Raw genomic sequence first — 21,892 nt, 5'->3', positions numbered from 1 at the left:
CTGGCCGCTTCAGATAGGAGACGGAACCGAACGCGCGATCTCTACATCGGCCGGTGAGGATTTCTGCCCAGGCCGAGCATCCTAGAATCCAGGGATGACCGCGCCGATCACCCTTGCGCGAGTATCGGCTGCGCGGCGCGGGGTCTCGATGCTCTTCGTCGCGAACGCGTTGGTGTTCGCGACGATCGTGACCCGCTACCCGGAGTTGAAGGATCGATTCGGCCTGGGTGAGCTGGCGTTCGGCCTGATGGTGGCGTGCGGGCCCGTGGGCTCCGTCGTCGGGAGCCTCCTCGCCGGAAGGCTGGTGAATCGCCTCGGCGCGGTGCCGGTGGCCGTCACGTCATCCGCGATCCTCGGCGCCCTGCTGGTGGGAGCGGGCTTCGCCGGCACACCGGTCGTCCTCGCGGTGGTGCTGTTCGCGATCGGGTTCGGGGATGCGACGGGCGATGTCGGAAACAACGCACACGGGCTCGCCATCCAGCGACTGATGGGCCGATCGATAATCAACGGCCTCCACGGGGCGTGGAGCGCCGGAGCGATCGCGGGTGCCCTGCTCGGCGCACTCGCTCTGCAGTTCGCGATTCCGATCTCCGTCCATCTGCCCGTCATGGGCGCCGTCATCATCGCGGGAAGCCTCGGCGCTCTCCCGCTCGTGCGGCTGCGCACCGAGCCGGCTCCGCGATCGGAGCACCCGCACTCCCGTCGGCATGGTCGGCTCAGCGCGATGCTCATCGCCGCTTGCGCCATCGCTGCCATCGGCGCCTTCCTCGAAGACCTCGGATCCACGTGGGGCGGCGTGTATGTGGTCGCGGAGACCGGTGCCGGTGTCGCCGAGGCAGCGATCCCGTTCGCCGCGCTGATGGGTGCGCTCACGCTGGGCAGGTTCGCCTCCGACGCGCTCGTCGACCGCATCGGTGCCGTCGGTACGGTTCAGGTCGGCGCGGTGGCGGCCTTCGTCGGACTCGTCACCGCCGTATTCGCTCCCGAGACCTGGGTCGTCGCCGTCGGTCTCGGCCTGCTCGGGCTCGGAATCGCACCGATGATCCCGCTGGCGATGGATGCCTCCGAACGCGCGCCCGGCCTCGACCCCGGGACCGGCCTTGCCGCCGCTGCGACGGTCATGCGGGTCGGCCTCCTCGCCTCGCCGTTGCTCGTGGGTGCCATCGCCGAGTGGGCGGGACTCCGGCTCGCGATCGCTGTGTGCCTGCTCGTCCCTGCCGCGGCGCTGCTGCTCGCGGGTCGGCTGCGCCATCCCGAGGCGTGAACCCGGAGCCGCTTCGCCGGCGCTGACCGACCTGCCGTCAGTTCACCGTCATCACGGAGTGCGCGTTGGTGGCGGTGTCGCACGTCGTGATCCGCCAGGCCGGCGTGCCGTCCTCCATGACACGGGCCATTTCGATGATGAGCGGGCTCGGCCACTGCTCGCCGGAGAGCTGAGCCGCGGCGAAGGCGCTGGTGCCAAGCATCCGTTGTTCCGCCTCGGTGAGCTCTGTCTCGTGGGAGGCGATCACTCGCATCGTCCTGACGTCGACGATCGACTCCTTGCCGTAGCTCGGGTCGTCCACGCGCTCGCCGAACCCGTCCTCCTTCGTGTCGACGCTGCGAAGACGCCACACCCATTCGGAATCGACGTACTCGAGCCGCAGGCCGACGATGGTCCCGCCGACCGCGGATGATTCGCCCGGCAAAGCGTCGAGGAAGTCGGTAGGCCACGAGAACTCCGCCGGCATGCAGGTGCCCGGGTAGTTCTCGCCAACCGCGGCGGGAGGATCGGGAACTGTCGAACACCCTGCGACGGTCAGTGCTGCGGCGAGAATCACGACGCTCATGACCACACGTGGTCGCGCGTTCATCCGTCACTCCTTCGTCCTCGGCCGGCAACGGGAGCCTATCGCCGTCGACGGATGCCGCGACCCGCCGAGTCAGCGATCTTCGACGTCGACGAGCCATCCGGCGGAGGAGCGTGTCGTCCGCTCAGGTGGCGGGTCGCCGACCGCCGGCGGGGGAGCGTCCTCCGCTGCGGACGCGAGCCGGACGCCGCGAACCGGCTCGAGCGCGGCCGTGTCCGGCACCGGCATGCTCTCGATCATGAACCGCGACGGTCGCGACGCGGCGAACACGCCGCCGCCGAGTTCGCGACGGACCATCGGCCACTCCTCGCCTTCCGGTGGCAGGACCGCGTCCGGCGGCGTGCCGTGACCGGGCCTCCGCAGCGACTGCCGTTCCTCGACGTCGTGAGTGACCGCGTGTACGGCGACGACGCGCCCGCGGACTCGATCAGCGAACTCCTCCTCATGGTGCGACTCGATCGCGTCCACCGTTGCGGCGAGCGGCTGGCCGAGCAATTCGGTGAGGGACGGGTCCGGCGTGCGGGCCTGGATACCGAAGTCGACTTCGTCGCCGACGGCGAATGCGTTGCCGCAGCATGCCCATTCCCAGTCGGTGAGCCACACGCGAATCATGCCTGCCACGCTACCCACCCTCGCGCCGCGTCACTCCGCGATCGTGAAGGTCTCAGGAAGGGTGTCGCCGCTGTCGGGCACCACTCGGCGGAACTCGTCGCCGTCGCGCTCGTAGAGTCCGGCCACGGCGCCGGTGATGAAGTAATCTTCCGCGGCGTCGCCGGGGAGCATGGAGGGCGTGAGGAACAGCAGGTATTCGTCACCCTGAGTGAGCACGGGTCCGGTGTCCTGTCTGACATCGATGACATCGCCGACGCCGACCGTGGCGAGGTCGCCCTCGAAGTTCGCTCCCAGCTGAGGATTGCTGGGAGCGTTGGTCACCTCGACCGTCGACACCGTCGTCGATGCGTCGGCGCGCTGCCCGGTCACGGTGCCGATGACGATGATCGAGCTGTCGGCCGCCATCGCGTCGAGGCCGTCGTAAAGTGTCGCGCGGCTCCCCGAGGAGGAGCCCGCGCAGGCGGTGAGCATCGCCGACATGAGCGCGATCAGCGCCACCCCGATGCCTCGCGTCGGTCCCCGCATTGCCACCGCCTCGTTGCCGGTCGCGACCGGCTGCCGGTTCTGGCGTCAGCCTATCCAGTGCCGTCTGCGTCAGGCGGCAGCATCCGTCTCCGCCGCCGCAGAGTCCGCGCGCTCTGCCGTGGCGAGCGAGCGCGTGAAGAGCAGCAGCCACCCGACGACGAGGCCCGCGCAGACCATCTCGTGCGTGGCGAGGGTGTAGTACCCGATCCAGAACAGGCTCGCCGAGAAGAAGATGCCCGCCGCGACCGCGTACGCGAGCGTGATCATCGGCCAGCGCAGGCACGGCAGCACCCAGCGCAGGCCGAGCAGGAAGGCCCCGAAGACGATGGCCATGCCGATGGCGAAGATGTTGTGGCCGACCTGGCTGAACGTGACGGGCACGAGCGCGGCGCCGAGGAAGCACGTCGCCAGCGCGAGGAACACGAAGTAGACGATGAGGGCCCGCGTGCGGGTCACTCGGGATTCGGTGCGCGCCCACGCCTGCAGGCTCGTCAAGAGGTACATCGCGAGCAGCGCCGTCACCCCGCCCGCAATGATCAGGGTCGCGTTGAACACCGCGGAGGTGATCCCGCCCCTCCCGCCGAGCTCGCTGAAATTGAGCCGGTACCACTCGTCGTCCTGCGTCGTCGCGACGCTCACGGTGAACCCGGTCGCCACGACGGCGAACAGCAGCAGCACGAGCCGGGTCGCGGTGACGTGTGCCGCGAGGGCGAACGCCGTGTAGCCGCACCCGCCGGCCACGAAGGCGACGATCATCGTCGCCGTGAGCGTGTCGACCGCGGCCCCGGGCCAGATCATCGATGCCGCCTGGAACAGCACCCACTGGACCATGCCGAACACCGCCGCGAGCGAGACCCCGACCGCCGCTGTCATCCACGCCCGCCGAGCACGCGTGACGCCTTTCAGCCACGCCTGCCGCGGATCGCGGGCGGCCAGGCGATAGCTCACCGACGCGGCCGCGAGCGTGACGGATGCTGCGACCACGATGCCTGCCGCACCGACCGACGCCCCTTCCCAGACGAGTGCGGCACGGCCCCAGAACCCCAGGGCTCCGGCGGCCAGGCCGATGCCGAAAGCGAGAGCCGCGACGACGATCGCCCGGGCCTCGGTGCGCACCGCGAAGCGTCGCGCTTCGACCACTCCGTCACGGTGCAGCTGCTTCTCGACCCGTACCGCGGCAGCTTCGAGGCGTGCTTCCTGCGTCCACGCGCCGCGTGCCATGGCTTGATTGTCCACCCATCGCGGCCCCTTCGGGCGGTGCCGCGATGCGCGACCATCCGTCAGGCAGACCTGAGGGGACACGGATGCTGAGGCCCGCAGCATCCGTCATCAAGAGCGTCGCCCCTTCCGCGAGGGCGCAGGGGTACGTTGAGGCTGTGGATGGATCGTCCTCCGCACCAGACTCCGGCCCCGAGTCGCTCGAGCTCACGGCAGGAAGCCCGCGCCCGTCAGACCCCGAACGCGAGCTCGACGAGCTGCGCGCGCGGGCGTACGGCCCGGACGCCGACATCGAGGCGGACCCGGCGGCGATGGCCCGGCTCGTCGAGCTGGAGGCTGCCCACCTGGCCGCTGCCACCGCGGTGCGAGCCGGTGGATCGGCTGTCGGCGCCGCGCCCGTCCCGGCAGCCGCGCCCGCGGCGCCGACGGGCGACACGCGACCGGCCCCCGCCCGGCGGCCGCCGCGACGTGCGTGGGCTGTCGTCGGAGCGACTGTCCTCGTCGGCGTCCTCGCGGCTGCCGTGTGGAATCTCGTGCCACGTCCCGATGCGACGCTGCAGCAGGTCGCCGTCGAGGCGGACAGCGACATCATCCGCGTGCTGAGCGCCCAGGGCAGGGGGCCGGTTGCCTCGACGCTGCACCGATTCGAGCTGTACCACGACGTGCGCGTGTGGTCGGTCGAGGATCACGCGGGAAAGGTCTGCTTCATCGTCTGGGACCTCGCCGCGAGCGGCAGGTTCTCCATCAAGTGCGCCCCGCCGGGCACGGAGGTCGCACTGACCCTGAGCGTCGCGCGGGAAGCGGACGAGTTCGGGCATTGGCTGCCCGACGGGAGCAACGTCGACTTCCGATTCCGTGAGAACACGGTGGACGTCTTCGTCCGCCCTCCCGCCGGCTGAGCGCCGTCAGCGGCGCTCGGCGATCGCCTGCACCTGCCAGTCGTGAACGTCGACGAGCCAGTCCAGCGGGGCGGACGGGCCGATGCGCGGGTCGTCGGGGGCGCGGCCGTCGCGGAGGGCCTCGACATACGCGCGGTCCTGGGCGATGCGGGGGCGCAGCTCGCCGGCGCCGCCGACGGAGCCGTGCCCGGGGACGACGGCGGCGACGTCGTCGGCGACACTCTCGAACAGGTCGAGCGCGGCGAGGTAGTCGCCGATCGGATCATCGGCCTGCAGATCGAGGAACGGCATGAGAATGTCGGAGAGCATGTCGCCCGCGACGAGGACGCCGCTTCCTTCGACGAGCAGTGCGGCGTGCCCAGGCGCGTGCGCGCGATGTTCGAGGACGCGCACGGCCGGGCCGTCCCAGGGGAGGTGCGTGGTCCCCTCGGGGAGGCCCGTGATGTGGCCGAGCAGCTCCATCGGGATGTCGTCGGCGTACTCCGGCGGCAGTCCCTCGGCGATCTGCTCCTTCCAGTCCGCCATCGACAGCACTTCGCGGATGGATGCTGCGCCCCGGGCTGTGCCGTAGCGCGGCGCGTCGCCGAGATCGGGGTGCCACAGCACGTGATCCCAGTCGGGGTGCGTCGAGAAGGCCGCCACGACCGGCCGGCCGAACTCGCGGAGGTCGTGCGCGAGGTCCGCCATCTCGGCGCGCGTGATGCCCGGGTCGACCAGGAGCACGCCGTCGCGCCCCTGCACGACCGTGGCCTGGGTCTGGATGAACTCGCTCTCGTGGGTGAGAACACCCTCGGCGACGTGATTCAGCATCGGATGCCTCCGCAGGTGGTGTGCGATCGTTCGAGGAAGACGCTAGTCCCGGACCGGACCCGCGATCCAGCCCGCGGCCCGCGGCGTGAGACGATGCACGAGATGGATGCCGCGACCCTCGACGAGCTGCGCACACTGCGTGCTCGCGCCTATGGCCCCTCCGCCGACATCGAGCAGGATCCCGCCGCACTGCAGCGGCTCCGCGAGCTGGAGGCGAGCCGCGATGCGCCGGACGCCGCGGTGCCGGACGAGCCGTCCGAGGGGCAGGCCCACGTCGAGCCCACACCCGCTGAGGCGCGGGTGCTGCCGCCCGCCGACGACGGCGCCGAGCTCTTCGCCATCGCCGAGTCGAGCGAGACCGAGTCGGACATGCCGGCGTCCGCCCTGCCCCGAAGGCCCCGTCGCCTGTCGAGCCGGTCCGTGGCGCTCTGGGCGCTCTCCGTGCTCGGCGCAGCGGCCCTGGCCGCCGGGCTCACGTATTCGCTGACGTCCGCGCCGCCGGTCGATGCCTCCAGCGGTGCGACGCAGGTCGACACGCTCGAGCCCGATCCGTTCATCGAGGTCCCGGCCGGCTGGTTCGGCGCCGGCCCGAGCTCGATGGCCTTCGAGTACTACGGACTCACCCTGTTCGAGAGCACCGGCGGCTACACCGGCGCCCTCGGCACCGACTGCTTCGCCGTGGTGGCCACCGAGCAGATGCCCGAGCTCGACGCCGACACGAACTCGTGGTCGATGTCGGGGACCATGTACAGCGGCTGCGGCGCGGGCGCGTTCCCCGCCACCGTCCAGTTCGTCGTCGACAGCAACGCGCCGCAGCAGCTCCGCGACCGCTTCCCCTCCGACAGCGCCCTGCAGTTCGTCTTCGACGGCAGCCGCATCGGCGTCTTCCTGGCGCCCAGCGAGTCCTGACCCGCGTCAGTCCTTGCGGCCGGCGACGCCCAGGAAGCGGATGAAGACCGCGATCCAGCCGAAGATCAGCGCGAACACGATGATCTCGAACGCGGTGAGCGAGAAGTACCCGACCGCGGGGATGAAGAGGATCACCGAGACCACCATCGCCGCGAGGAACGTCCACGACGCGACGAAGTAGGTCCGCGGCATCCCCCGAAGGAACCGTGGACCGCCGATGAGCAGCACCAGGTACATCACGGCCATGCCGGAGGCCGACAGGTTGTGCGCCGGCATGTTCACGTCGACGGGAAAGATGCCCACGCACGCGAGCATGATGCCCATGATGACGAAGAGCACCGGGACGATGCGCATTCCGCGAGGGTTCTGGAGGACACCCGCCTCGGTGAGTTCGCGCATGTCGTTGGCGACGTAGACGGCGAACGTCGTCACGAGCAGGCCCGCGGCGATGAGGGTGCCGTTGAAGACCCAGCTCGAGAGGTCGTCTTCGAAGGTGCCGAGCTGGCTGAAGTGGAGCGTCCACCAGGTCGGGTCGGGCGTGGTCACCATGGCGGTGAGCGTGCCGATCGCGATGAACGTGAGCAGCAGCGACGACATGCGCTGCGTCGTCATCGCCGACACGGAGAGGTACACGAACCAGGTCGTGAGGCCGAGCGTGATCGCCATCAGCACGACCGCCCAGAACGTGATGATGGGCAGCCCGATGAACCCCATCGCGAGCACGCGTCCCAGCGCGTACACGGCGACGAAGGCCAGCGCCGTGTGCACGATGACGACCGAGATGGTGTTGACGATGTACTTCCACGACGGCAGCGACTGCCGCCACTGCTGGCCCGGGCGGTTGCGGGAGCGCCAGTACTCGACGGTGGAGGCGACGGCGGCGACCACCGCGGCGCCGCAGGCCGCCCAGAATGCGAGCGAATCGGCCTGGCCGCCCAGCTGCACGTCGGGGGCGAGGATCCCCACGAGGAGGCCGTAGACCGCGCCGACGATGCCGGCGGCGAACGCGGCGTAGACCGCCTCGGACTCGGCTTTGCGACCGGGCGTCGGGGGAGCGGCGTCCGGCACCGGCGAGGTGTTCACAGTGCTCACGAGGTCAGAGTACGACCGCGTGAGAACGTCGAGGGTGATCGGCGCAGGAAGATTCGGTCACAGATTCGTCAAGCGCCGCGCTGGAGCCAGGGGCGCAGCATCCGTGTCACCCACGGGAGCACCGCGTACGTCATGACGGGGGTGAGCAGCACCGTCGAGAGGAGCACGCGGGCGATCAGCGGCCACTCCGCGAAGCCCGGGACGAACCCGAGAAGCCACGACGCGAGGAGGTTCGTGGGGAAGAAGCCGAGCCAGATCGTGACGGCCTGCTTCCAGCGCGGCGGAGCGGCCGGGATGGGCTGCTGCACCGGGCCGGTGACCGGTGAAGTCGCGTGACTCGGATGCCTCGACTCGACGTGCGTGGCGAACGGGGCGTCGAACCATCCCTCGATGCCGGTGCGTCGTTCGACCCTGACTTCGCTCGCGAAGGCGCGGCCGGAGTCGAGCCACCATGACCGCTGCGGTGAGTCCTCCCAGGCTTCGAGGGTCGGGATGTCGCGGAAGCGGTAGAGCATATACCAGAGGTCGCTGCCTTCGCCCGCACGTACCCAGCCTGAGCCGAGGAAACCCGCGAAGCCCGCGGCGAGATCGGTGCCGGCTTGCATCCAGCTCGTGGCTTCGACGGTGCGGGAGGGATCGATGCGCCGTTCGATCGCGACGGTGATGGGATGGGCCACGGGTTCTGCCATGCCATCCATTCTGCGGACGCCGGAGCGGTGGTGGTCACCGGGACGGGTGCGGGCGCGGGTGCGTAGGCGAGGGCGCGCGGCAGCGACAGCAGCCAGAAGCCCATCGTCACGAAGGCGACGAACTCGAAGAGCGCGAGGGTGATGAAGCCGGCGGTGAGCACTCCCATGCCCGTCGCGAGGAGCGCGACGCACAGCATGGTCGCCCGGCGGAATCGGCGACTGCGACCGGGAATTGCAAGTCCCGTCGCGACGGTCGAGACGAACGACAGCCCGAGCGCGGTGGCGATGACGTCGTGCCCCACCGGGCTCACCGGGATCGGGACGAGTCCGACGCCGGTGAGGAACAGTCCTGCCGACACGATCGATCCGCGGAACGCGCGTGACGCACGACGACGGATGCCGCGGGGCAGCGCCACCGCGATCAGCACGCCGTACGCCGCGAGGAAGAAGCCGGAGAAGATCGTGATGCTGTTGAAGGTGCGGCCCGAGAAGTCGGTGTGGGTGCCGAGCTGCGAGAAGTGGAGCTGCCACCACGTGGTGTCGCGCGTCGTCAGGATCGCGACGGCGACCCCGACCGGGAGCGACAGCACGGCGAGCCGGCCGATGCGATGCGCGAGGTATCCGTTGTCGGTCTTCGGCGGCGCGGGTCGGGTCGGGGTCGTGGCGACGGTGGTGGTCGTGACGGCGGTGGCTGCGGCGGTGGCTGCGACGGCGGTGGTGGTCGTCGTCGAAAGGGATGCTGCGTCCGTGGGGGCGCTCGTCGCGGCGTGCGAGAGCACCCGCGCCACGGCGGGTCGGGGGTCGACACGGGTGAGCGTCGACGCGCTGACGGCGGCCGTCGCGCGCGACGGCGAGACGGTGACCGGTGGAGCGTCGGAAAGGGTCGTGGGAGGCATTCGACTCACGATCGGTTCTGCACGGCGTCCCCGAAGCCGGATATCCCCCCAAAGAACCCCCGGTCCGGGGTCCGTTGGTCAAGACGGCAATTCCCCAGTTCAGCGGCGAACCGCATACCGAAACTGTATCCCGCAGAGCCGAGAAAGCGCTGGTCGGTGGTATACAGCGATTCCGTGGTGTAGGCATCGTGCCCGGTACGCTGGACGGGCCGGTTCACGCGCCGCGCCGCGTGGACGGCGCGCGGGTGCCGCGGACCCGCACCTGGAGGAGCCGGATGCCCAAGAACAAGAAGCCCGGCGGCGGTCGCGCGGCGAAGAACTTCGACCCCCGGTACAACCCGAAGTACCGTGCGGCGAGCGAGGGCCGCGACGCTCAGGACGGCAAGCGCCGGCCCGGCGAATCGTCGGCGGGCAAGGCGGGGAGCCGCAGCGTCGGGCACCGCGGACACCGCACCGAATCCACGGACGCCACGGCGCCGAAGCGCCGCTGGACCGAGCAGGAGCGCGCAGGCCGGGATGAGTCGCGGGCGATCCGCACGCACTCGCGGGACGACCGCGGGCGACCGGGGCGTGACCGCGACGACCGTCGTGATCCGGGGCGCGGCGAGGCGCCGCGCCGGGACACTCCACCTCGCCGCGACGACGGTGCGCGGCGGGACGCCGGTGTGAGGCGGGATGCCGCTCCGCGGCGGGATGCCGCTCCGCGGCGGGATGCCGCTCCGCGCCGGGACAGCGCTCCGCGCCGGGAGGAGCCGGGCCGCCGCGATGTCGTGCACGAGCGGCTCGAGGCCGCCGCGGTCGCACCCGCCGAGGTCGGGGGCGTGACGTTCGCCGATCTCGGCCTGGGACAGAACATCGTCAAGACGATCGCCGAGCTGGGGGCGCAGCATCCGTTCCCCATCCAGGCGGCGACGATCCCGGCGATCCTCGCCGGTCGCGATGTGCTGGCGCGCGGCCGCACCGGATCCGGCAAGACCATCGCGTTCGGTGCGCCGCTCGTCGAGAGCGTGCTTCGATCGCAGGCGCGGGAGAAGCGCGAGTTCGGCCGTGCGCCGCGCGCCCTGATCATCGCGCCGACGCGCGAGCTCGCGCTGCAGATCGACGCGACGGTCCAGCCGATCGCCCGCAGCGTCGGCCTCTTCACGACGCAGATCTACGGTGGCGTGCCCAAGGCGCGTCAGCTCGGCGCGCTCAAGCGAGGCATCGACATCGTCATCGGCACGCCGGGGCGCATCGAAGACCTCGTGGAGTCGCGCGCTCTCGACCTCTCGCAGGTGCGCGTCGCGGTGCTCGACGAGGCCGACCACATGTGCGACCTGGGCTTCCTCGAGCCGGTGCAGCGCATCATGCGCCGCACGTCCCGCGACGCGCAGCGCCTGCTGTTCTCGGCGACGCTCGACGGCGAGGTGACGTCGCTGGTGAAGGAGTTCCTCAGCGAGCCGGCGGTGTACGAGATCGCCGGCGAGACCCAGCGCACCGGCACCATCGATCATCGTGTGCTCGTGGTCGACCATCGCGACAAGCGCGACATCCTGCGCACGCTGGTCGATCGCAGCGGCAAGACGCTCGTCTTCACGCGCACGCGCGCGTTCGCCGAGATGCTTGCCGACCAGCTGGACGACGTGGGCATCCGCGCGCTCGCCCTCCACGGCGACCTCGACCAGGCCCGCCGCACGCGCAACCTCGAGAAGCTCACGTCGGGTCGCATCGACGTGCTGGTCGCGACGGATGTCGCGGCCCGCGGCATCCACGTCGACGACATCGATCTCGTGGTGCAGGCGGACGCGCCCGACGAGTACAAGACGTACCTGCACCGTTCGGGCCGCACGGGCCGCGCGGGACGCTCGGGCACCGTCGTCACGTTGGTGACGCGCGCGCGCCGCGAGCGGCTCGCCGACCTGCTCGACCGGGCCGACATCGAGGCGCCGTTCGACGAGGTGCGCCCCGGCGACGACCTGCTCGAGGAGCTCGCCGGGCGCTGACGTCACGTCGCTCACCGCCCCGACCGGGCCGCGAACCCTTCGAGCAGCTCGGCCGCGCGCGGCGCTCCACCGAGCGACCTGAGCTCAGCGGCGACGCGGGTGGCGGCATCCCTCATCGCGGTGTCGGTCGAGGCGCGCTCGAAGCCTGCCGCGACCTGCGCCGAGGTGGGCGTGCCGGTTCGGAGGTTGACTCCCGCGCCGGCCCACGCGACGCGTGCCGCGATCTCGGGCTTGTCGAGGTGGCCACCCGCGATGACGAGCGGGATGCCGTGGCTCAGCGCGGTGAGCGTGCCGCCCCAGCCGCCGTTGGTGATCACGACGGCGGTGCGGGGGAGGAGTGCGTCGTAAGGGAGGTATCCGGCGATCCGCGCGTTCGCCGGAACGGGGAACGGGAGCTCGTCGCGGCCGCGCACACCGGTCGATACGACGACGAGCACGTCGCGGGCTGCGAGGGCGTCGAGCGTGGGGCGGATGAGGTCGGTGGGGTCGATGTTCTGCGTGCCCTGCGTGACGTGGACCACAGTGCGGCCATCGAGATCGCCCCACCACGCCGGCAGATCGCCGGGCACGGTGGGCGGGGCCGCGAGCAGACCGACGAAGTCGAGGTGCGCGGGCCGGTCGGTGCGGCCGAAGTCGAGCAGGGATGATCCGCTCGCGAGGATGCGCCGGTCCGACAGCGCCGTCTGCTCGAAGGTGAGAGGCGTCGCGGGCAGCCCGACCGCGACCCGCGCGCGCACGATGGGCTTGGTGAGAGGCCGCATCGCGAGCGGCGCGATGCCTCGGAGCGCAGCATCCCGTGTCTTCGTGATCGGATTGCGGCCCGGCGTGAGTCCCATGCCGCTCGGTGGGCCCTGCCCGCTCGAGAGGTGGAGCGGCAGCACGACGATCGTGGCACGGGGGCAGCCGGACCGGTCGGCGAAGAGGGCGACGCCGATGGAGGTGTCGTCGGTCGCGATCGCGTCCCACGGCTCGCGGTCCCACTCGGCCTGCAGATCGGCGACCTGAGCGGGGGCGGTGTCGATCATGACGTCTTCGAGGTTCGCGAAGACCTGCCTGAGACCCTTGCGGCCTTCGAGCCGGGGGAACGTCGCGCGCAGATCGTTCTCGTCGAAGTCCGGCGCCTCGCGCCAGGGCACGTGGACTGCTCCGGATGCCTCGATCCCCTCGCGGAACGCGCTTCCGGTGTAGAAGCGCACGTCGTGGCCGCGTGCGACGAGCGCCTGGGCGACCGCGCGCAGCGGGAGGACATGCCCGGTGAATGGCATGGCCGTCACCAGGAATCGGGCCATTGGGACATCGTGTCGCAACCCGGGGAGACGCACCAGGGCCTCGGCGCACCGTCGAGGCCGAGACCGGCGAGGCGCAGGCCGCTCTGAAAGCGCCTGTTCGTCGACGGCGGCGCGAACCTCACCCACCTCTCTACTCGGGGCATCCGCTCCTCATTTGAGGTTGTGGGCCGACGTGAGGCCCGGCGGCGGCGCGTTGGTCCGCATCTCGGCTCTGATCCTGAGATGAGGACAAGAGGTCGGGTGCGGGCCGGCCCCAGGGGCGCAGCATCCGCTCCTCATTTGAGGTTGTGGGCCGACGTGAGGCCCGGCTGCGGCGCGTCGGTCCGCATCTCGGCTCTGATCCTCAGATGAGGACGGGGTGGGGAGCGAGACCGCGGGGGTCGCGGGCGCGGTCGCGCGCGTCGGGGTATCGGCGAACCTGGGGACTTCGGCCGAGACCGGGGGCAGGGCGCCCTGTTTCGGCGGAACCCCGTGCTTCGGCGGCGCATGCGGCCACCACCTCGGCGCGTCGGGCGGGGTCAGACGGCGGGCGCGGCGCCGATCGAGGCGATGAGTCCGGGGTCGCCGCCGAGGGACATGAGGCGCGCGCGGAGTGCGACCTCGGCACGGCGGTAGGGCTCCTCGCTCGTGTGGAGCAGCGAGCGGGTGTTCGCCGCCTCGAGGAACGACACCATCTCGAACGTGAGCTGGCGCGCGTCATCGAGGAGGGGCAGCTCGCCGGCCGCCATCGCGTGCTCGATGCTCACGGTGAGGTAGTCCTCCCACTCGCTCGAGGCCGCGACGATCGCGTCGCGGACGACGCCCGGCTTCGCATCGAACTCCACGGAGGTCGCGGCGAAGAAGCAACCGCCGCGGAACACGCGATCGCGGGAGTAGTCCAGCCAGTCGCCCAGCAGCGTGCACACGCGGATCAGGCCGCGGGGGGTGCGGGCGCGGGCCGGCGCGACGACGCGGTCGATGAAGACCTCACGCGCGGCCGCCACGACGGCGAGCTGCAGCTGCTCCTTCGAGCCGAACAGCGTCGCGATGCCGCTCTTGCTGTGGCCCGAGGCATCCGCCAGCCGCCCGATCGTCAGGCCGTCCAGGCCGTCGACCGTCGCGGTGTCGACCGCGTGCGACAGCACGGCGCGCCGCGACTCGTCGCCTCGGAGGCGGCGTCGGTCGATGGGGGCTTGTGTCACACGTCGAGATTACCGTACGATCGTTCGTGTTCATAAGTACGATCGTTCGTATTCTTCTGATCGGAGCATCATGAATCTCGCACTCGCCGCCGCAGGCACGTCCGTTCGCGCTGCGGCCGCCTTCTCGCCGCGGTGGGGAGCCGCCGTGGCCATGCCCCTTTTCGGTCATGTCGCGAAGCCGCGACCCGTGCACGCCGACGACGAAGCCACGTTGCTGCGCGCGCGCTTGCATGCGGTGCGCATCGCCGGCGTCGACCGCCGCGGTGCCGACGTCGACACCTACGAATGGGGCGACGGTCCGCGAACGGTCGTGCTGTCGCACGGCTGGAACGGCCGCGCGAGCCAGTTCTCGGTGCTCGTGCGCGAACTCCTCGCCGACGGGTATCGCGTCGTCGCGTTCGACGCGCCCGCCCACGGGGGATCGGGAGGTCGCCATACCTATCTCGTCGACTGGCTCGACGTGTTCGCCGCGCTCCAGGAGCGCCACGGCGGGTTCGACGCGATGGTGGGCCACTCGTTCGGCGGCCTCGCGACGCTCGTGGGTGTCGCGGGCGGTATCGAAGCGGCGCGCGTCGTGACCATCGCCGCGCCCGCCGACGCCGACCTGCTGCTGAGCCAGTTCCAGGGCATGCTCGGCTACTCCGACGCGGTCGCGGCGAGCATGCGCGAGCGCTTCGCGACCCGGTACTTCCCGGGCGAGCCGGACCCGTTCGCGTGGCTGTCGGGTGTGCGGCGCCCGCTGCCAGGCGGGGTGCCGCTCCTCGTCGTTCACGACCACGGCGATCGCGTCGTGCCGTTCGCCGAGGCGGGGCGGGTCGTCGCCGCCAACCCGGGGGCGCAGTTGCTCGCGACGAAGGGCCTCGGGCACAACCGCATCCTCACCGACGACGCGGTGCTCGATGCCGTGCTGGACCACGTCCGCACTCCGCTCGTCGACGTCGAACGGGTCGAGCTCGGACGGGTCGAGGCCGAACGTGTCGAGGTCGCGGAGTTGGGCGCGGTCGCGGCGTAGCAGCGCCGCGTGCACAGAATCGGAGGTTCTGCGCGACGCGCCGGGACACGGATGCTGCCGCTCGGCGCGTCGCGCGAGACCTCCGATTCTGTGCGCACAGATCTCGGCCGGGCGGCACATCTGCGACGCAGCGCGCAGCGGCGCGTTCTCGCCGGGCGGGGCTCAGAAGAGCCGAGCGGATGCCTCGGCCCCAGGCAACGACCGGGAGGACGCCGCCCGCAACGACGTCGCGGCGGCTCGCCCGCGCGAGGTCGTGATGATCGGCGGCGCGCTGCGCGCATCGGCTCGATCGGCGAGACCCGCCACGGGCGCGCCGCGCGGATTCTCTTCCTCGGCCTGCCCGTCGAGGCCGTGCACGCGCAGCAACGGGCGCACCCGCTTGGCGAGCCACGAGCGGTAAGCCTTCGGCGCGTATGCCGTCGCGCCGGGATAAAGCCCTCGATATGACGACACGAGCTCGGGGTGCCGCTCGGCGAGCCACTCGAGGAACCACTGCTTCGCGCCGGGCCGCAGGTGCAGTGCGCCGTAGACGACCCGCACCGCTCCCGCCGCCTTGATGCGGGCGAGTGCGTGGTCGATCGCCGCGATCGAGTCGGTGAGGTGCGGGATGATCGGCATCAGGAACACCGTGACGCGGAATCCCGCCTCGGTCGCCGCGCGCACCGTCTCGAGGCGCGCGGTCGCATTGGGCGTGCCGGGTTCGATGAGATGCTGCAGCTCGTCGTCGAACACCGCGATCGACATCGCGAGCGTCACGTGCACCTGGCTCGCGGCATCCTGCAGCAGGGGCAGATCCCGCCGCAGCAGCGTGCCCTTCGTGAGGATCGAGAACGGCGTGCCCGACTCGGTCAGGGCCGACACGATCCCGGGCATCAGCTTGTAGCGCCCCTCCGCGCGCTGGTACGGATCGGTGTTCGTGCCGAGCATGACCGGATCGTGCTGCCAGCTGCCCCGGCGCAGTTCCTTCTCGAGTACATCGGCGACGTTCACCTTCACCACGACCTGCGTGTCGAAGTCCCGGCCCGCATCGAGCTCGAGGTACTCGTGGGTCCCCCGCGCGAAGCAGTTGTGACTGACAACTCCGTTCGCGATGAAGTCGCCGGTCGACGTCGTGATGTCGACCATGTCGATCGTCTCGCCGAGGTCTTCGATCGAGACGACCCGAAGCGGCGCGTCAGACTTCACGGCATCGCTGATCAGATTCAGCTTTCGGGTGATCGCCGGCCGTGTGAGCTCGAAGAATCGTCGACGCGCCGGGAGGCCGCCGAGAAGACGCACGCTGCTCACCCCGTTCGGTCGCGGAGGTTCCTGAACGAACGCGAAGCCGTGGGCGCGCAATGAGGTCCCGATCATTGCGAGGATCTCGTCGTCTGAGTTGGAGAATCGCAGAATCCCTCGGCTGCAGCTTCCTTCTGCGTCGAAGATTCCGGCCAGGTAACCCCTCATCCATTCGGGTGATGCCGACGCGGGCCACTGGATGAGGGCACCGATTGCTTCGTAATCCGCTGCTTTGGACGTGAAGATCGCGTCGATCCGTCGACGTTCCGCAGTGGCGGGAGTGAACTGGCGAAGCGTCGTGGCCACCCCAGCGGTCCGAAGATACTCGCGCGAGCGTTCCAAGGCCTCCGCATCTGCCAGGGCGAGGCGGAATCGATGGGCTACAGAGGTGCCGTTGCGATTCGACCGCGCATACGGTCGCTTCAGCATCATCCCGTCACCGCGGATCATCCCGCACAGATACCCCTGTCGGTAGGCGTCGGTCTCCGCAGTCGCCGCCGTCAGGCCGCCGGTGCCGAAGCCGATCAGCTTGTTGTTCGTCGTAAGGAACGGGCGCTGGGGCGAACCAGTCGGCGACGGCTGCACGTACTTCCAACCGCGTTCGGTGAGGAACCTGTGATCGCCGCTCGCGACCAACACGGTGCCGTCGGCGAGCGTCACGCGGTAGGCGCGCTTGCGCGTGCCCCACTGAGCGGACACGGTAGCTCGCACATACCGGCGGTACGAACCCTCACGCCGCGTGCCGATCACCTCGTCGCCGGCGCGCACGTCGCCGATCCGCTTGCTGCGGCCGTCGGCCATCAGTACCTGCGTGTCGGGATGCAAGCAGTAGACGCATGCATGACTGCAGCCCCGATAGGGGTTCACCGTCCAGTCGAAGGGCATCGCGGAGGCGCCCGGCACGTGGTTGAGGGCGGACTTGCAGAGCACCTCGTGGAATGTCACGCCCGCGAACTCGGGGGTCGTCACCGAGCGCACCAGACCGTTCAGCTGTTCGAGGCCGGGCAGGGCCGCAGCATCCGCCACGCCCAATTCCTGACCTTGCCACCGCATGCATCCATGAGAACAAAGCTTCGAACTTAAGTCAAGACCGGTCACGCCGTGTCTAGAACATCGACCAGACGGATGCCGCCTGCCTGGCCAAAACCGGCCGTCGCGGGTAAGAATGGCTGACGTGACGGAGCCTGGCAGGCTCGCTACCCCCCGAGCCGCCCCCGAGACTCGCCGCGCCGCCCGAGCGATGCGCGAAGAGGCTGCGAGGCGTGCCCGTGCAGCGGAATCCGCCCCCGCCGGCGCGCCCGCGTCGGCCGCCGATTCCGCCGACGACGTCCTGGCGTTCGAGCTGCCGAGCGACGAGTTCGTGCCGGGTTCGATCTCGGCGGGCGCACCGTCCGCGCTGCCGCTCGACCTCCGACCGACGGGCGCCGCTGCGCACCGGACCGACTCGACGCCCCACCGTGTTCCCGAGGCGCGCGTGCGCGGACGCCGACGCGCGGTGCGCTCGCCCCGCCCCGTTGTCAGCGAACGCCGCGCGGCGCGCGCCGACGGACTGCTCGAGGTCGACGAGGGCGCGCAGCCCGTGCGCCATGCGCGGCCGCGTCGACTGACGAAGCGGCTGATCCTGGTGGCCGGGCTCGCCACCGGTGCCGCGCTGCTGCTCGGGTCTGCGGCGATGACCGCGATGATGCTCCCGTCCGAGCCGCAAGCCGCCGGCACCGATGCGGCGCTCACGATGACGATGGAGCTGCCCGAGATCGAGCAGCTTCCGGTTCCCCAGGTCGAGGAGTCCCCGCCGGCGGCCGACATCTGCTCGCTTCCCGACGTGGCGGCCGCCGTGCAGCGCGGCGAGGACGAGGCCGCGATCGTCGCGGCCGGCGGCGGCGAGGCGTTCCGCGCCGCGGTCGTCGAAGGCCGGGCTCCGTGCGTGGACCTCGGCGACTCCGCCCGTGTCTGGACCGTCATGGACAAGATCCGGCCGGCCAACCCGATCGACTACCGCCCCAGCGCACTCGTCCTCCCCGACGGGGTGCGCAACATCGAGGGCGGCGCGCTGCGGTCTGACGCGGCATCCGCTCTCGCCTCGCTCGTCACCGCCGCCCGCGACGCCGGTGTCGGCGAGATCGCGCTCGAGAGCGGGTTCCGCTCGTACCAGACCCAGCAGCAGACGTACGGGCGCCACTTCGCCGAGAAGGGCGAGCGCGCCGACCAGGTGAGCGCGCGGCCCGGATACAGCGAGCACCAGCTGGGACTCAGCGCCGACGTCGTCGCGTGCGCCGGCTCGTGCGGGACGCTCGACCAGCTCGCCGCGACGCCGCAGGGCCAATTCGTCGCCGAGCACTCGTGGGAGCACGGGTGGATCGTGCGCTACGCCGAGGGAGCCACGCCGGTGACCGGCTACCTCCCCGAGCCGTGGCATCTCCGCTACGTCGGCCCCGAGCTCGCGAAGGCCTATCACGACGGCGGCTGGAGTTCGCTGGAGGAGTTCTTCGCACTCGACCCGGCTCCCGACTACCTCGGCTGACGTCGGGCGTCGGCACTACTCTGCGGATCACGGATGCCGCGGCTCACAGCATCCACCGGCCTGAAACTGAGTACCATATACGGTGAGATGCAATTCCACCGGGGGTGCGTCTCCACACAGACTCGAAGACGAGAGGAAGGCGCATCATGGAGCGCGAGATCTACGACGAGGACCACGAGGCGTTCCGCGACGTCGTCAAGGAGTTCGTCAAGCGCTACGCGTCGGACGAGAAGCGCAAGCAGTGGGACGCGGACGGCGAGATCGACCGTGCGACCATGCTCGCCGCGGGCGAGGCCGGCATCATCGGCCTGTCGGTGCCCGAGGAGTTCGGCGGCGCGGGCATGCTGCAGGACTACCGCTTCCGCTCGATCGTGCTGGAAGAGACGATCGGCGCGGGCCTGGGCTCGCTCGCCGGCGCACTCGGAATCCAGGACGACCTCGCCGTGCCGTACATCGTGCACATGGGCACGCAGGAGCAGAAGGAGAAGTGGCTCCCCGGCATGGCGACCGGCGAGATCCTCGGCGCCCTCGCGATGACCGAGCCGGGCGCGGGCAGCGACCTGCGCGGCATCAAGACCACCGCCAAGCGCGTCGAGGGCGGCTACATCGTCAACGGCGCGAAGACCTTCATCTCGTCGGGAAAGACGGCCGACATGGTCGTGACGTTCGTGAAGACCGGCGAGGGCAACCGCCCCGACGCCTTCAGCCTGCTGATCCTCGAGGACGGCATGCAGGGCTTCGACCACGGCAAGAAGCTCGAGAAGATGGGCTTCCACGGCTGGGACACCGCCGAGCTGTCGTTCACCGACGTCTTCGTGCCGGAGGAGAATCTCATCGGCGGCAAGGAGGGCCTCGGCTTCATCCAGCTCATGATGAACCTGCCGCTCGAGCGCCTGTCGATCGGCGTCGCCGCGGCCGCGGCGGGCGAGGCGGCGTTCGCCTGGACGCGCGACTACGTGCTCAGCCGTGAGGCGTTCGGCGAGCGCATCGCCGACTTCCAGAACACCCGCTTCAAGCTCGCGGACATGGCGACGACCGTCGACGTGATGTGGGCCTACGTCGACCGAGCGATGCTGCTCTACAAGGACCAGAAGCTCACCGCCGAAGAGGCGGCCAAGGTCAAGTTCTGGACGACCGACCGCGAGGCCGAGCTCCTCGACGTCGGCGTGCAGCTGCACGGCGGCTACGGCTACATCACCGAGTACCCGATCGCCCGGGCCTACCTCGACGCCCGCGTGCACCGCATCTACGGCGGCACGAACGAGATCATGCGCGACCTGGTCTCGCGCCAGATCGTCGGCAAGCGCTGACGCTCACTCGATAACGGATGCCGCGACCCGGCGCCTCTGCGGAGGCACGGGGTCGCGGCATCCGTCGTGTGTGCAAGCGTTCCCTCCGCAGTCACCTTCGGCGGGTGCAGTTCGTTCCGTTCCCGCACAAAGTGACTGCGGAACTCAGACGCCCGTCGCTGAGCAGTCAGTTCGGGTGGGTTCGTGGTGCTGGGACGCGCCAAAGGTGACTGCGGAACCTCGGGGCGGCGAGGAGGCGGGGCGGCGGGCGGCGGGGCGGCGGGGCAGCGGGCGGCGGGCGGCGAGGAGGCGGGGCGGCGGGGCGGGAGCCGCGGGGGTCAGTGCTGGCCGGCGGGGCCGGAGCCGCGGCCGAGGCCGCGCGCCGCCAGGCCGCGACGACGGGCGAGCTTCGCTACGCCGGCCTTGCGGAGGCGGTCGGCCACCAGGATGCCGAGCGCGACGCCGGCGACGCAGCTCGCGATCGTGAGGGCGAAGAAGGTGATGAGGGCCCACGGCTCCATCGCCCACAGGTTGAACGACGCGGCGGCGAGCACGGGGTAGATCGCGCCGACGAACACGGCCCCGGCGTAGTACTGCCACTTGCGCCACGACCGGTACAGGGTCACCAGGAACGCGAGCTCGGCGAAGAACGCCCACCAGATCGCCGCCCCGAGGAACGGGAACACGACGAGCCCCGAGATCACGCCGACGAGGATGCCGGCGAACGGGCGCTCGAGCAGGCGCAGCGCGACGGTGGCCGGCAGGAGCCAGAGACCCGCGATCGCGACCGAGACGAACGGCACCGTCGCGAAGAGGACGGTGGAGATCCAGCCTGCGCCCCACAGCATCACGCCGCCGGCGACGCCGATGGCGGCGCACGTCAGGAGGTACGCGGTGGTCGCGCGGCCGCGGGTGCTCCGCGGCGTCGGCGCGGCGGGGGACGGGGCGCCGGGCCCGCTCACGAGTGGGCCTCGGCCGTCGCGCGCTGGGACTTCGGGGCGGGCGACGCGGCGCCGACGCGCCAGTAGCCGCAGAAGCTCACGAGGTCCTTCGGGACGCCGCGTTCGCCGACGAGGTGCCGGCGACCCTCGGTGGCGAGGGCCTGCTCGCCGACGATGTACGCGTGGATCGCAGCATCCGGAATCGAAGCGTCGCGGAGGGCCTGCAGCGCCAGGGTTCCGGGCTTCACGTCGTGGTCGCGGACGATCCAGCGCACGATGATTCCGGCGGGATGCGGGAAGTCGAGCGCGTCCTCGGCGGAGGGCACCTCGACGATCGCGAGGCCGGTCGCATGCGATGGCAGTGCGGCGCAGATGCCCGCGATCGCCGGCAGACCGGTCTCGTCGGAGACCAGGATGACGCGGTCGGTGCCGCGGTCGGGGTTGAAGGTGAGGCCCTCGTCGATCACGACGACGCTCTCGCCCGCCTGGCAGGACTCCGCCCAGCGCGAAGCGGGACCCGCGGTGCCGTCGGCCGCGGAGCCGTGCAGCACGAAGTCGACGTCGATCTCGGCGCCCGTGGTCGCCGTCGCAGGGCGGAACGCACGGACGGTGTAGTTGCGCATGACCGGGCGCACACCGTCGGGGATGCGGAGGTACTTGAGGTACCCGAACATCTTGTTCGCCTTCGCGGGCAGGCGCTCGAGGCCCTCGTCGCCCCCGAGGGGGAGGAACAGGCGGAACCACTGGTCGTAGCCCATGGCGCGGAACCGGTCGATCTCGCCGCCGCCGAGCGTCACACGCAGCCAGTGCGGGGAGAGTTGTTCGGTGCGCAGCACCGTGAGGTGCACGAGGCCCTGTGTCTCGGGCTTGACCAGTCGAGGATGAGCCATGTCGGTGCT

19 protein-coding genes and 1 pseudogene are annotated in these 21,892 nt (G+C 70.7%); 7 read left to right on the top strand and 13 right to left on the bottom strand.

What is annotated here, in order from left to right; translation table 11 throughout:
• The first annotated feature begins 94 nt into the window (after window positions 1–94).
• Complete coding sequence (locus tag ASF40_RS00515) at window positions 95–1,264, top strand: MFS transporter (protein WP_056364926.1); 1,170 nt, start codon at window positions 95–97, stop codon at window positions 1,262–1,264.
• A gap of 37 nt (window positions 1,265–1,301) precedes the next feature.
• Here ASF40_RS00515 and ASF40_RS00510 read toward each other — a convergent pair whose 3' ends face one another.
• From ASF40_RS00510 to ASF40_RS00495, 4 genes are all read right to left on the bottom strand, one after another.
• A complete protein-coding gene (locus ASF40_RS00510) occupies window positions 1,302–1,853 on the bottom strand; it encodes a hypothetical protein (RefSeq protein ID WP_056364923.1) in 552 nt (183 codons plus the stop codon).
• Window positions 1,854–1,922: 69 nt separating this feature from the next.
• On the bottom strand, window positions 1,923–2,462 hold the full coding sequence (locus ASF40_RS00505; RefSeq protein WP_056364920.1) for a DUF6578 domain-containing protein: 540 nt from the start codon (window positions 2,460–2,462) through the stop codon (window positions 1,923–1,925).
• Between the two features lie 30 nt (window positions 2,463–2,492).
• A complete protein-coding gene (locus ASF40_RS00500; protein WP_056364917.1) occupies window positions 2,493–2,987 on the bottom strand; it encodes a hypothetical protein in 495 nt (164 codons plus the stop codon).
• A 69-nt stretch (window positions 2,988–3,056) separates the two neighbouring features.
• On the bottom strand, window positions 3,057–4,208 hold the full coding sequence (locus tag ASF40_RS00495; protein WP_056364914.1) for a hypothetical protein: 1,152 nt from the start codon (window positions 4,206–4,208) through the stop codon (window positions 3,057–3,059).
• 83 nt (window positions 4,209–4,291) lie between these two features.
• Between ASF40_RS00495 and ASF40_RS00490 the strand changes: the two genes are divergently transcribed.
• Window positions 4,292–5,104 (top strand): hypothetical protein, encoded by an 813-nt coding sequence (locus ASF40_RS00490; RefSeq protein WP_157549313.1) that lies wholly within the window; start codon window positions 4,292–4,294, stop codon window positions 5,102–5,104.
• 6 nt (window positions 5,105–5,110) lie between these two features.
• Here ASF40_RS00490 and ASF40_RS00485 read toward each other — a convergent pair whose 3' ends face one another.
• Window positions 5,111–5,914, bottom strand: a complete 804-nt coding sequence (locus ASF40_RS00485; RefSeq protein WP_056364908.1) for an MBL fold metallo-hydrolase — start codon at window positions 5,912–5,914, stop codon at window positions 5,111–5,113.
• Window positions 5,915–6,016: 102 nt separating this feature from the next.
• Between ASF40_RS00485 and ASF40_RS00480 the strand changes: the two genes are divergently transcribed.
• Window positions 6,017–6,823, top strand: coding sequence for a hypothetical protein (locus ASF40_RS00480; RefSeq protein WP_056364905.1), 807 nt, complete (start codon window positions 6,017–6,019; stop codon window positions 6,821–6,823).
• Between the two features lie 6 nt (window positions 6,824–6,829).
• On the opposite strand, the gene ASF40_RS00475 is transcribed toward ASF40_RS00480, so the two are convergent.
• From ASF40_RS00475 to ASF40_RS21670, 3 genes and pseudogenes are all read right to left on the bottom strand, one after another.
• Complete coding sequence (locus tag ASF40_RS00475; protein ID WP_056364902.1) at window positions 6,830–7,915, bottom strand: DUF998 domain-containing protein; 1,086 nt, start codon at window positions 7,913–7,915, stop codon at window positions 6,830–6,832.
• A gap of 68 nt (window positions 7,916–7,983) precedes the next feature.
• A complete protein-coding gene (locus ASF40_RS00470; RefSeq protein ID WP_235560079.1) occupies window positions 7,984–8,604 on the bottom strand; it encodes an antibiotic biosynthesis monooxygenase in 621 nt (206 codons plus the stop codon).
• A 143-nt stretch (window positions 8,605–8,747) separates the two neighbouring features.
• A pseudogene (locus ASF40_RS21670) lies at window positions 8,748–9,500 on the bottom strand (hypothetical protein); the annotation flags it as partial.
• A 275-nt stretch (window positions 9,501–9,775) separates the two neighbouring features.
• Here ASF40_RS21670 and ASF40_RS00465 point away from each other — a divergent pair.
• Complete coding sequence (locus ASF40_RS00465) at window positions 9,776–11,482, top strand: DEAD/DEAH box helicase (protein WP_056364899.1); 1,707 nt, start codon at window positions 9,776–9,778, stop codon at window positions 11,480–11,482.
• Between the two features lie 11 nt (window positions 11,483–11,493).
• Here ASF40_RS00465 and ASF40_RS00460 read toward each other — a convergent pair whose 3' ends face one another.
• Together ASF40_RS00460 and ASF40_RS00455 are read right to left on the bottom strand one after the other, a co-directional pair.
• Window positions 11,494–12,771: a glycosyltransferase gene (locus ASF40_RS00460; RefSeq protein ID WP_056364897.1), complete on the bottom strand. Its 1,278-nt coding sequence runs from the start codon at window positions 12,769–12,771 to the stop codon at window positions 11,494–11,496.
• A 518-nt stretch (window positions 12,772–13,289) separates the two neighbouring features.
• Window positions 13,290–13,952: a TetR/AcrR family transcriptional regulator gene (locus ASF40_RS00455; RefSeq protein WP_056364895.1), complete on the bottom strand. Its 663-nt coding sequence runs from the start codon at window positions 13,950–13,952 to the stop codon at window positions 13,290–13,292.
• 70 nt (window positions 13,953–14,022) lie between these two features.
• Between ASF40_RS00455 and ASF40_RS00450 the strand changes: the two genes are divergently transcribed.
• The gene (locus tag ASF40_RS00450) at window positions 14,023–14,964 is read left to right on the top strand and encodes an alpha/beta fold hydrolase (protein WP_056364892.1); all 942 of its coding nucleotides are present in this window, start codon (window positions 14,023–14,025) and stop codon (window positions 14,962–14,964) included.
• Window positions 14,965–15,126: 162 nt separating this feature from the next.
• On the opposite strand, the gene ASF40_RS00445 is transcribed toward ASF40_RS00450, so the two are convergent.
• The gene (locus tag ASF40_RS00445; protein WP_200919403.1) at window positions 15,127–17,295 is read right to left on the bottom strand and encodes an intein-containing Rv2578c family radical SAM protein; all 2,169 of its coding nucleotides are present in this window, start codon (window positions 17,293–17,295) and stop codon (window positions 15,127–15,129) included.
• Between the two features lie 121 nt (window positions 17,296–17,416).
• On the opposite strand from ASF40_RS00445, the gene ASF40_RS00440 reads away from it, so the two are divergent.
• Together ASF40_RS00440 and ASF40_RS00435 are read left to right on the top strand one after the other, a co-directional pair.
• A complete protein-coding gene (locus ASF40_RS00440; RefSeq protein WP_157549307.1) occupies window positions 17,417–18,763 on the top strand; it encodes a M15 family metallopeptidase in 1,347 nt (448 codons plus the stop codon).
• 146 nt (window positions 18,764–18,909) lie between these two features.
• Window positions 18,910–20,073 (top strand): acyl-CoA dehydrogenase family protein, encoded by a 1,164-nt coding sequence (locus tag ASF40_RS00435; RefSeq protein WP_056364887.1) that lies wholly within the window; start codon window positions 18,910–18,912, stop codon window positions 20,071–20,073.
• A 317-nt stretch (window positions 20,074–20,390) separates the two neighbouring features.
• Here ASF40_RS00435 and ASF40_RS00430 read toward each other — a convergent pair whose 3' ends face one another.
• Window positions 20,391–21,014, bottom strand: coding sequence for an ECF transporter S component (locus ASF40_RS00430; protein WP_235560078.1), 624 nt, complete (start codon window positions 21,012–21,014; stop codon window positions 20,391–20,393).
• The gene (locus ASF40_RS00425; protein ID WP_056364884.1) at window positions 21,011–21,883 is read right to left on the bottom strand and encodes a siderophore-interacting protein; all 873 of its coding nucleotides are present in this window, start codon (window positions 21,881–21,883) and stop codon (window positions 21,011–21,013) included. Before ASF40_RS00425 ends, ASF40_RS00430 begins: the two co-directional genes overlap by 4 nt.
• Between the last annotated feature and the right edge of the window lie 9 nt (window positions 21,884–21,892).

The organism is Microbacterium sp. Leaf288 (assembly GCF_001422925.1).
In the GTDB taxonomy this organism is placed as follows: domain Bacteria; phylum Actinomycetota; class Actinomycetes; order Actinomycetales; family Microbacteriaceae; genus Microbacterium.
Note: the sequence above shows the minus strand (reverse complement) of the source record. Positions and strands in the feature narration are given on the sequence as shown.

Coding starts and splice junctions, on each gene's coding strand:
- ASF40_RS00515 (WP_056364926.1), top strand. CDS start 95: ATGACCGCGCCGATCACCCTTGCGCGAGTATCGGCTGCGCGGCGCGGG.
- ASF40_RS00510 (WP_056364923.1), bottom strand. CDS start 1,853: ATGAACGCGCGACCACGTGTGGTCATGAGCGTCGTGATTCTCGCCGCA.
- ASF40_RS00505 (WP_056364920.1), bottom strand. CDS start 2,462: ATGATTCGCGTGTGGCTCACCGACTGGGAATGGGCATGCTGCGGCAAC.
- ASF40_RS00500 (WP_056364917.1), bottom strand. CDS start 2,987: ATGCGGGGACCGACGCGAGGCATCGGGGTGGCGCTGATCGCGCTCATG.
- ASF40_RS00495 (WP_056364914.1), bottom strand. CDS start 4,208: ATGGCACGCGGCGCGTGGACGCAGGAAGCACGCCTCGAAGCTGCCGCG.
- ASF40_RS00490 (WP_157549313.1), top strand. CDS start 4,292: ATGCTGAGGCCCGCAGCATCCGTCATCAAGAGCGTCGCCCCTTCCGCG.
- ASF40_RS00485 (WP_056364908.1), bottom strand. CDS start 5,914: ATGCTGAATCACGTCGCCGAGGGTGTTCTCACCCACGAGAGCGAGTTC.
- ASF40_RS00480 (WP_056364905.1), top strand. CDS start 6,017: ATGGATGCCGCGACCCTCGACGAGCTGCGCACACTGCGTGCTCGCGCC.
- ASF40_RS00470 (WP_235560079.1), bottom strand. CDS start 8,604: ATGGCAGAACCCGTGGCCCATCCCATCACCGTCGCGATCGAACGGCGC.
- ASF40_RS00465 (WP_056364899.1), top strand. CDS start 9,776: ATGCCCAAGAACAAGAAGCCCGGCGGCGGTCGCGCGGCGAAGAACTTC.
- ASF40_RS00460 (WP_056364897.1), bottom strand. CDS start 12,771: ATGGCCCGATTCCTGGTGACGGCCATGCCATTCACCGGGCATGTCCTC.
- ASF40_RS00450 (WP_056364892.1), top strand. CDS start 14,023: ATGAATCTCGCACTCGCCGCCGCAGGCACGTCCGTTCGCGCTGCGGCC.
- ASF40_RS00445 (WP_200919403.1), bottom strand. CDS start 17,295: ATGCGGTGGCAAGGTCAGGAATTGGGCGTGGCGGATGCTGCGGCCCTG.
- ASF40_RS00435 (WP_056364887.1), top strand. CDS start 18,910: ATGGAGCGCGAGATCTACGACGAGGACCACGAGGCGTTCCGCGACGTC.
- ASF40_RS00425 (WP_056364884.1), bottom strand. CDS start 21,883: ATGGCTCATCCTCGACTGGTCAAGCCCGAGACACAGGGCCTCGTGCAC.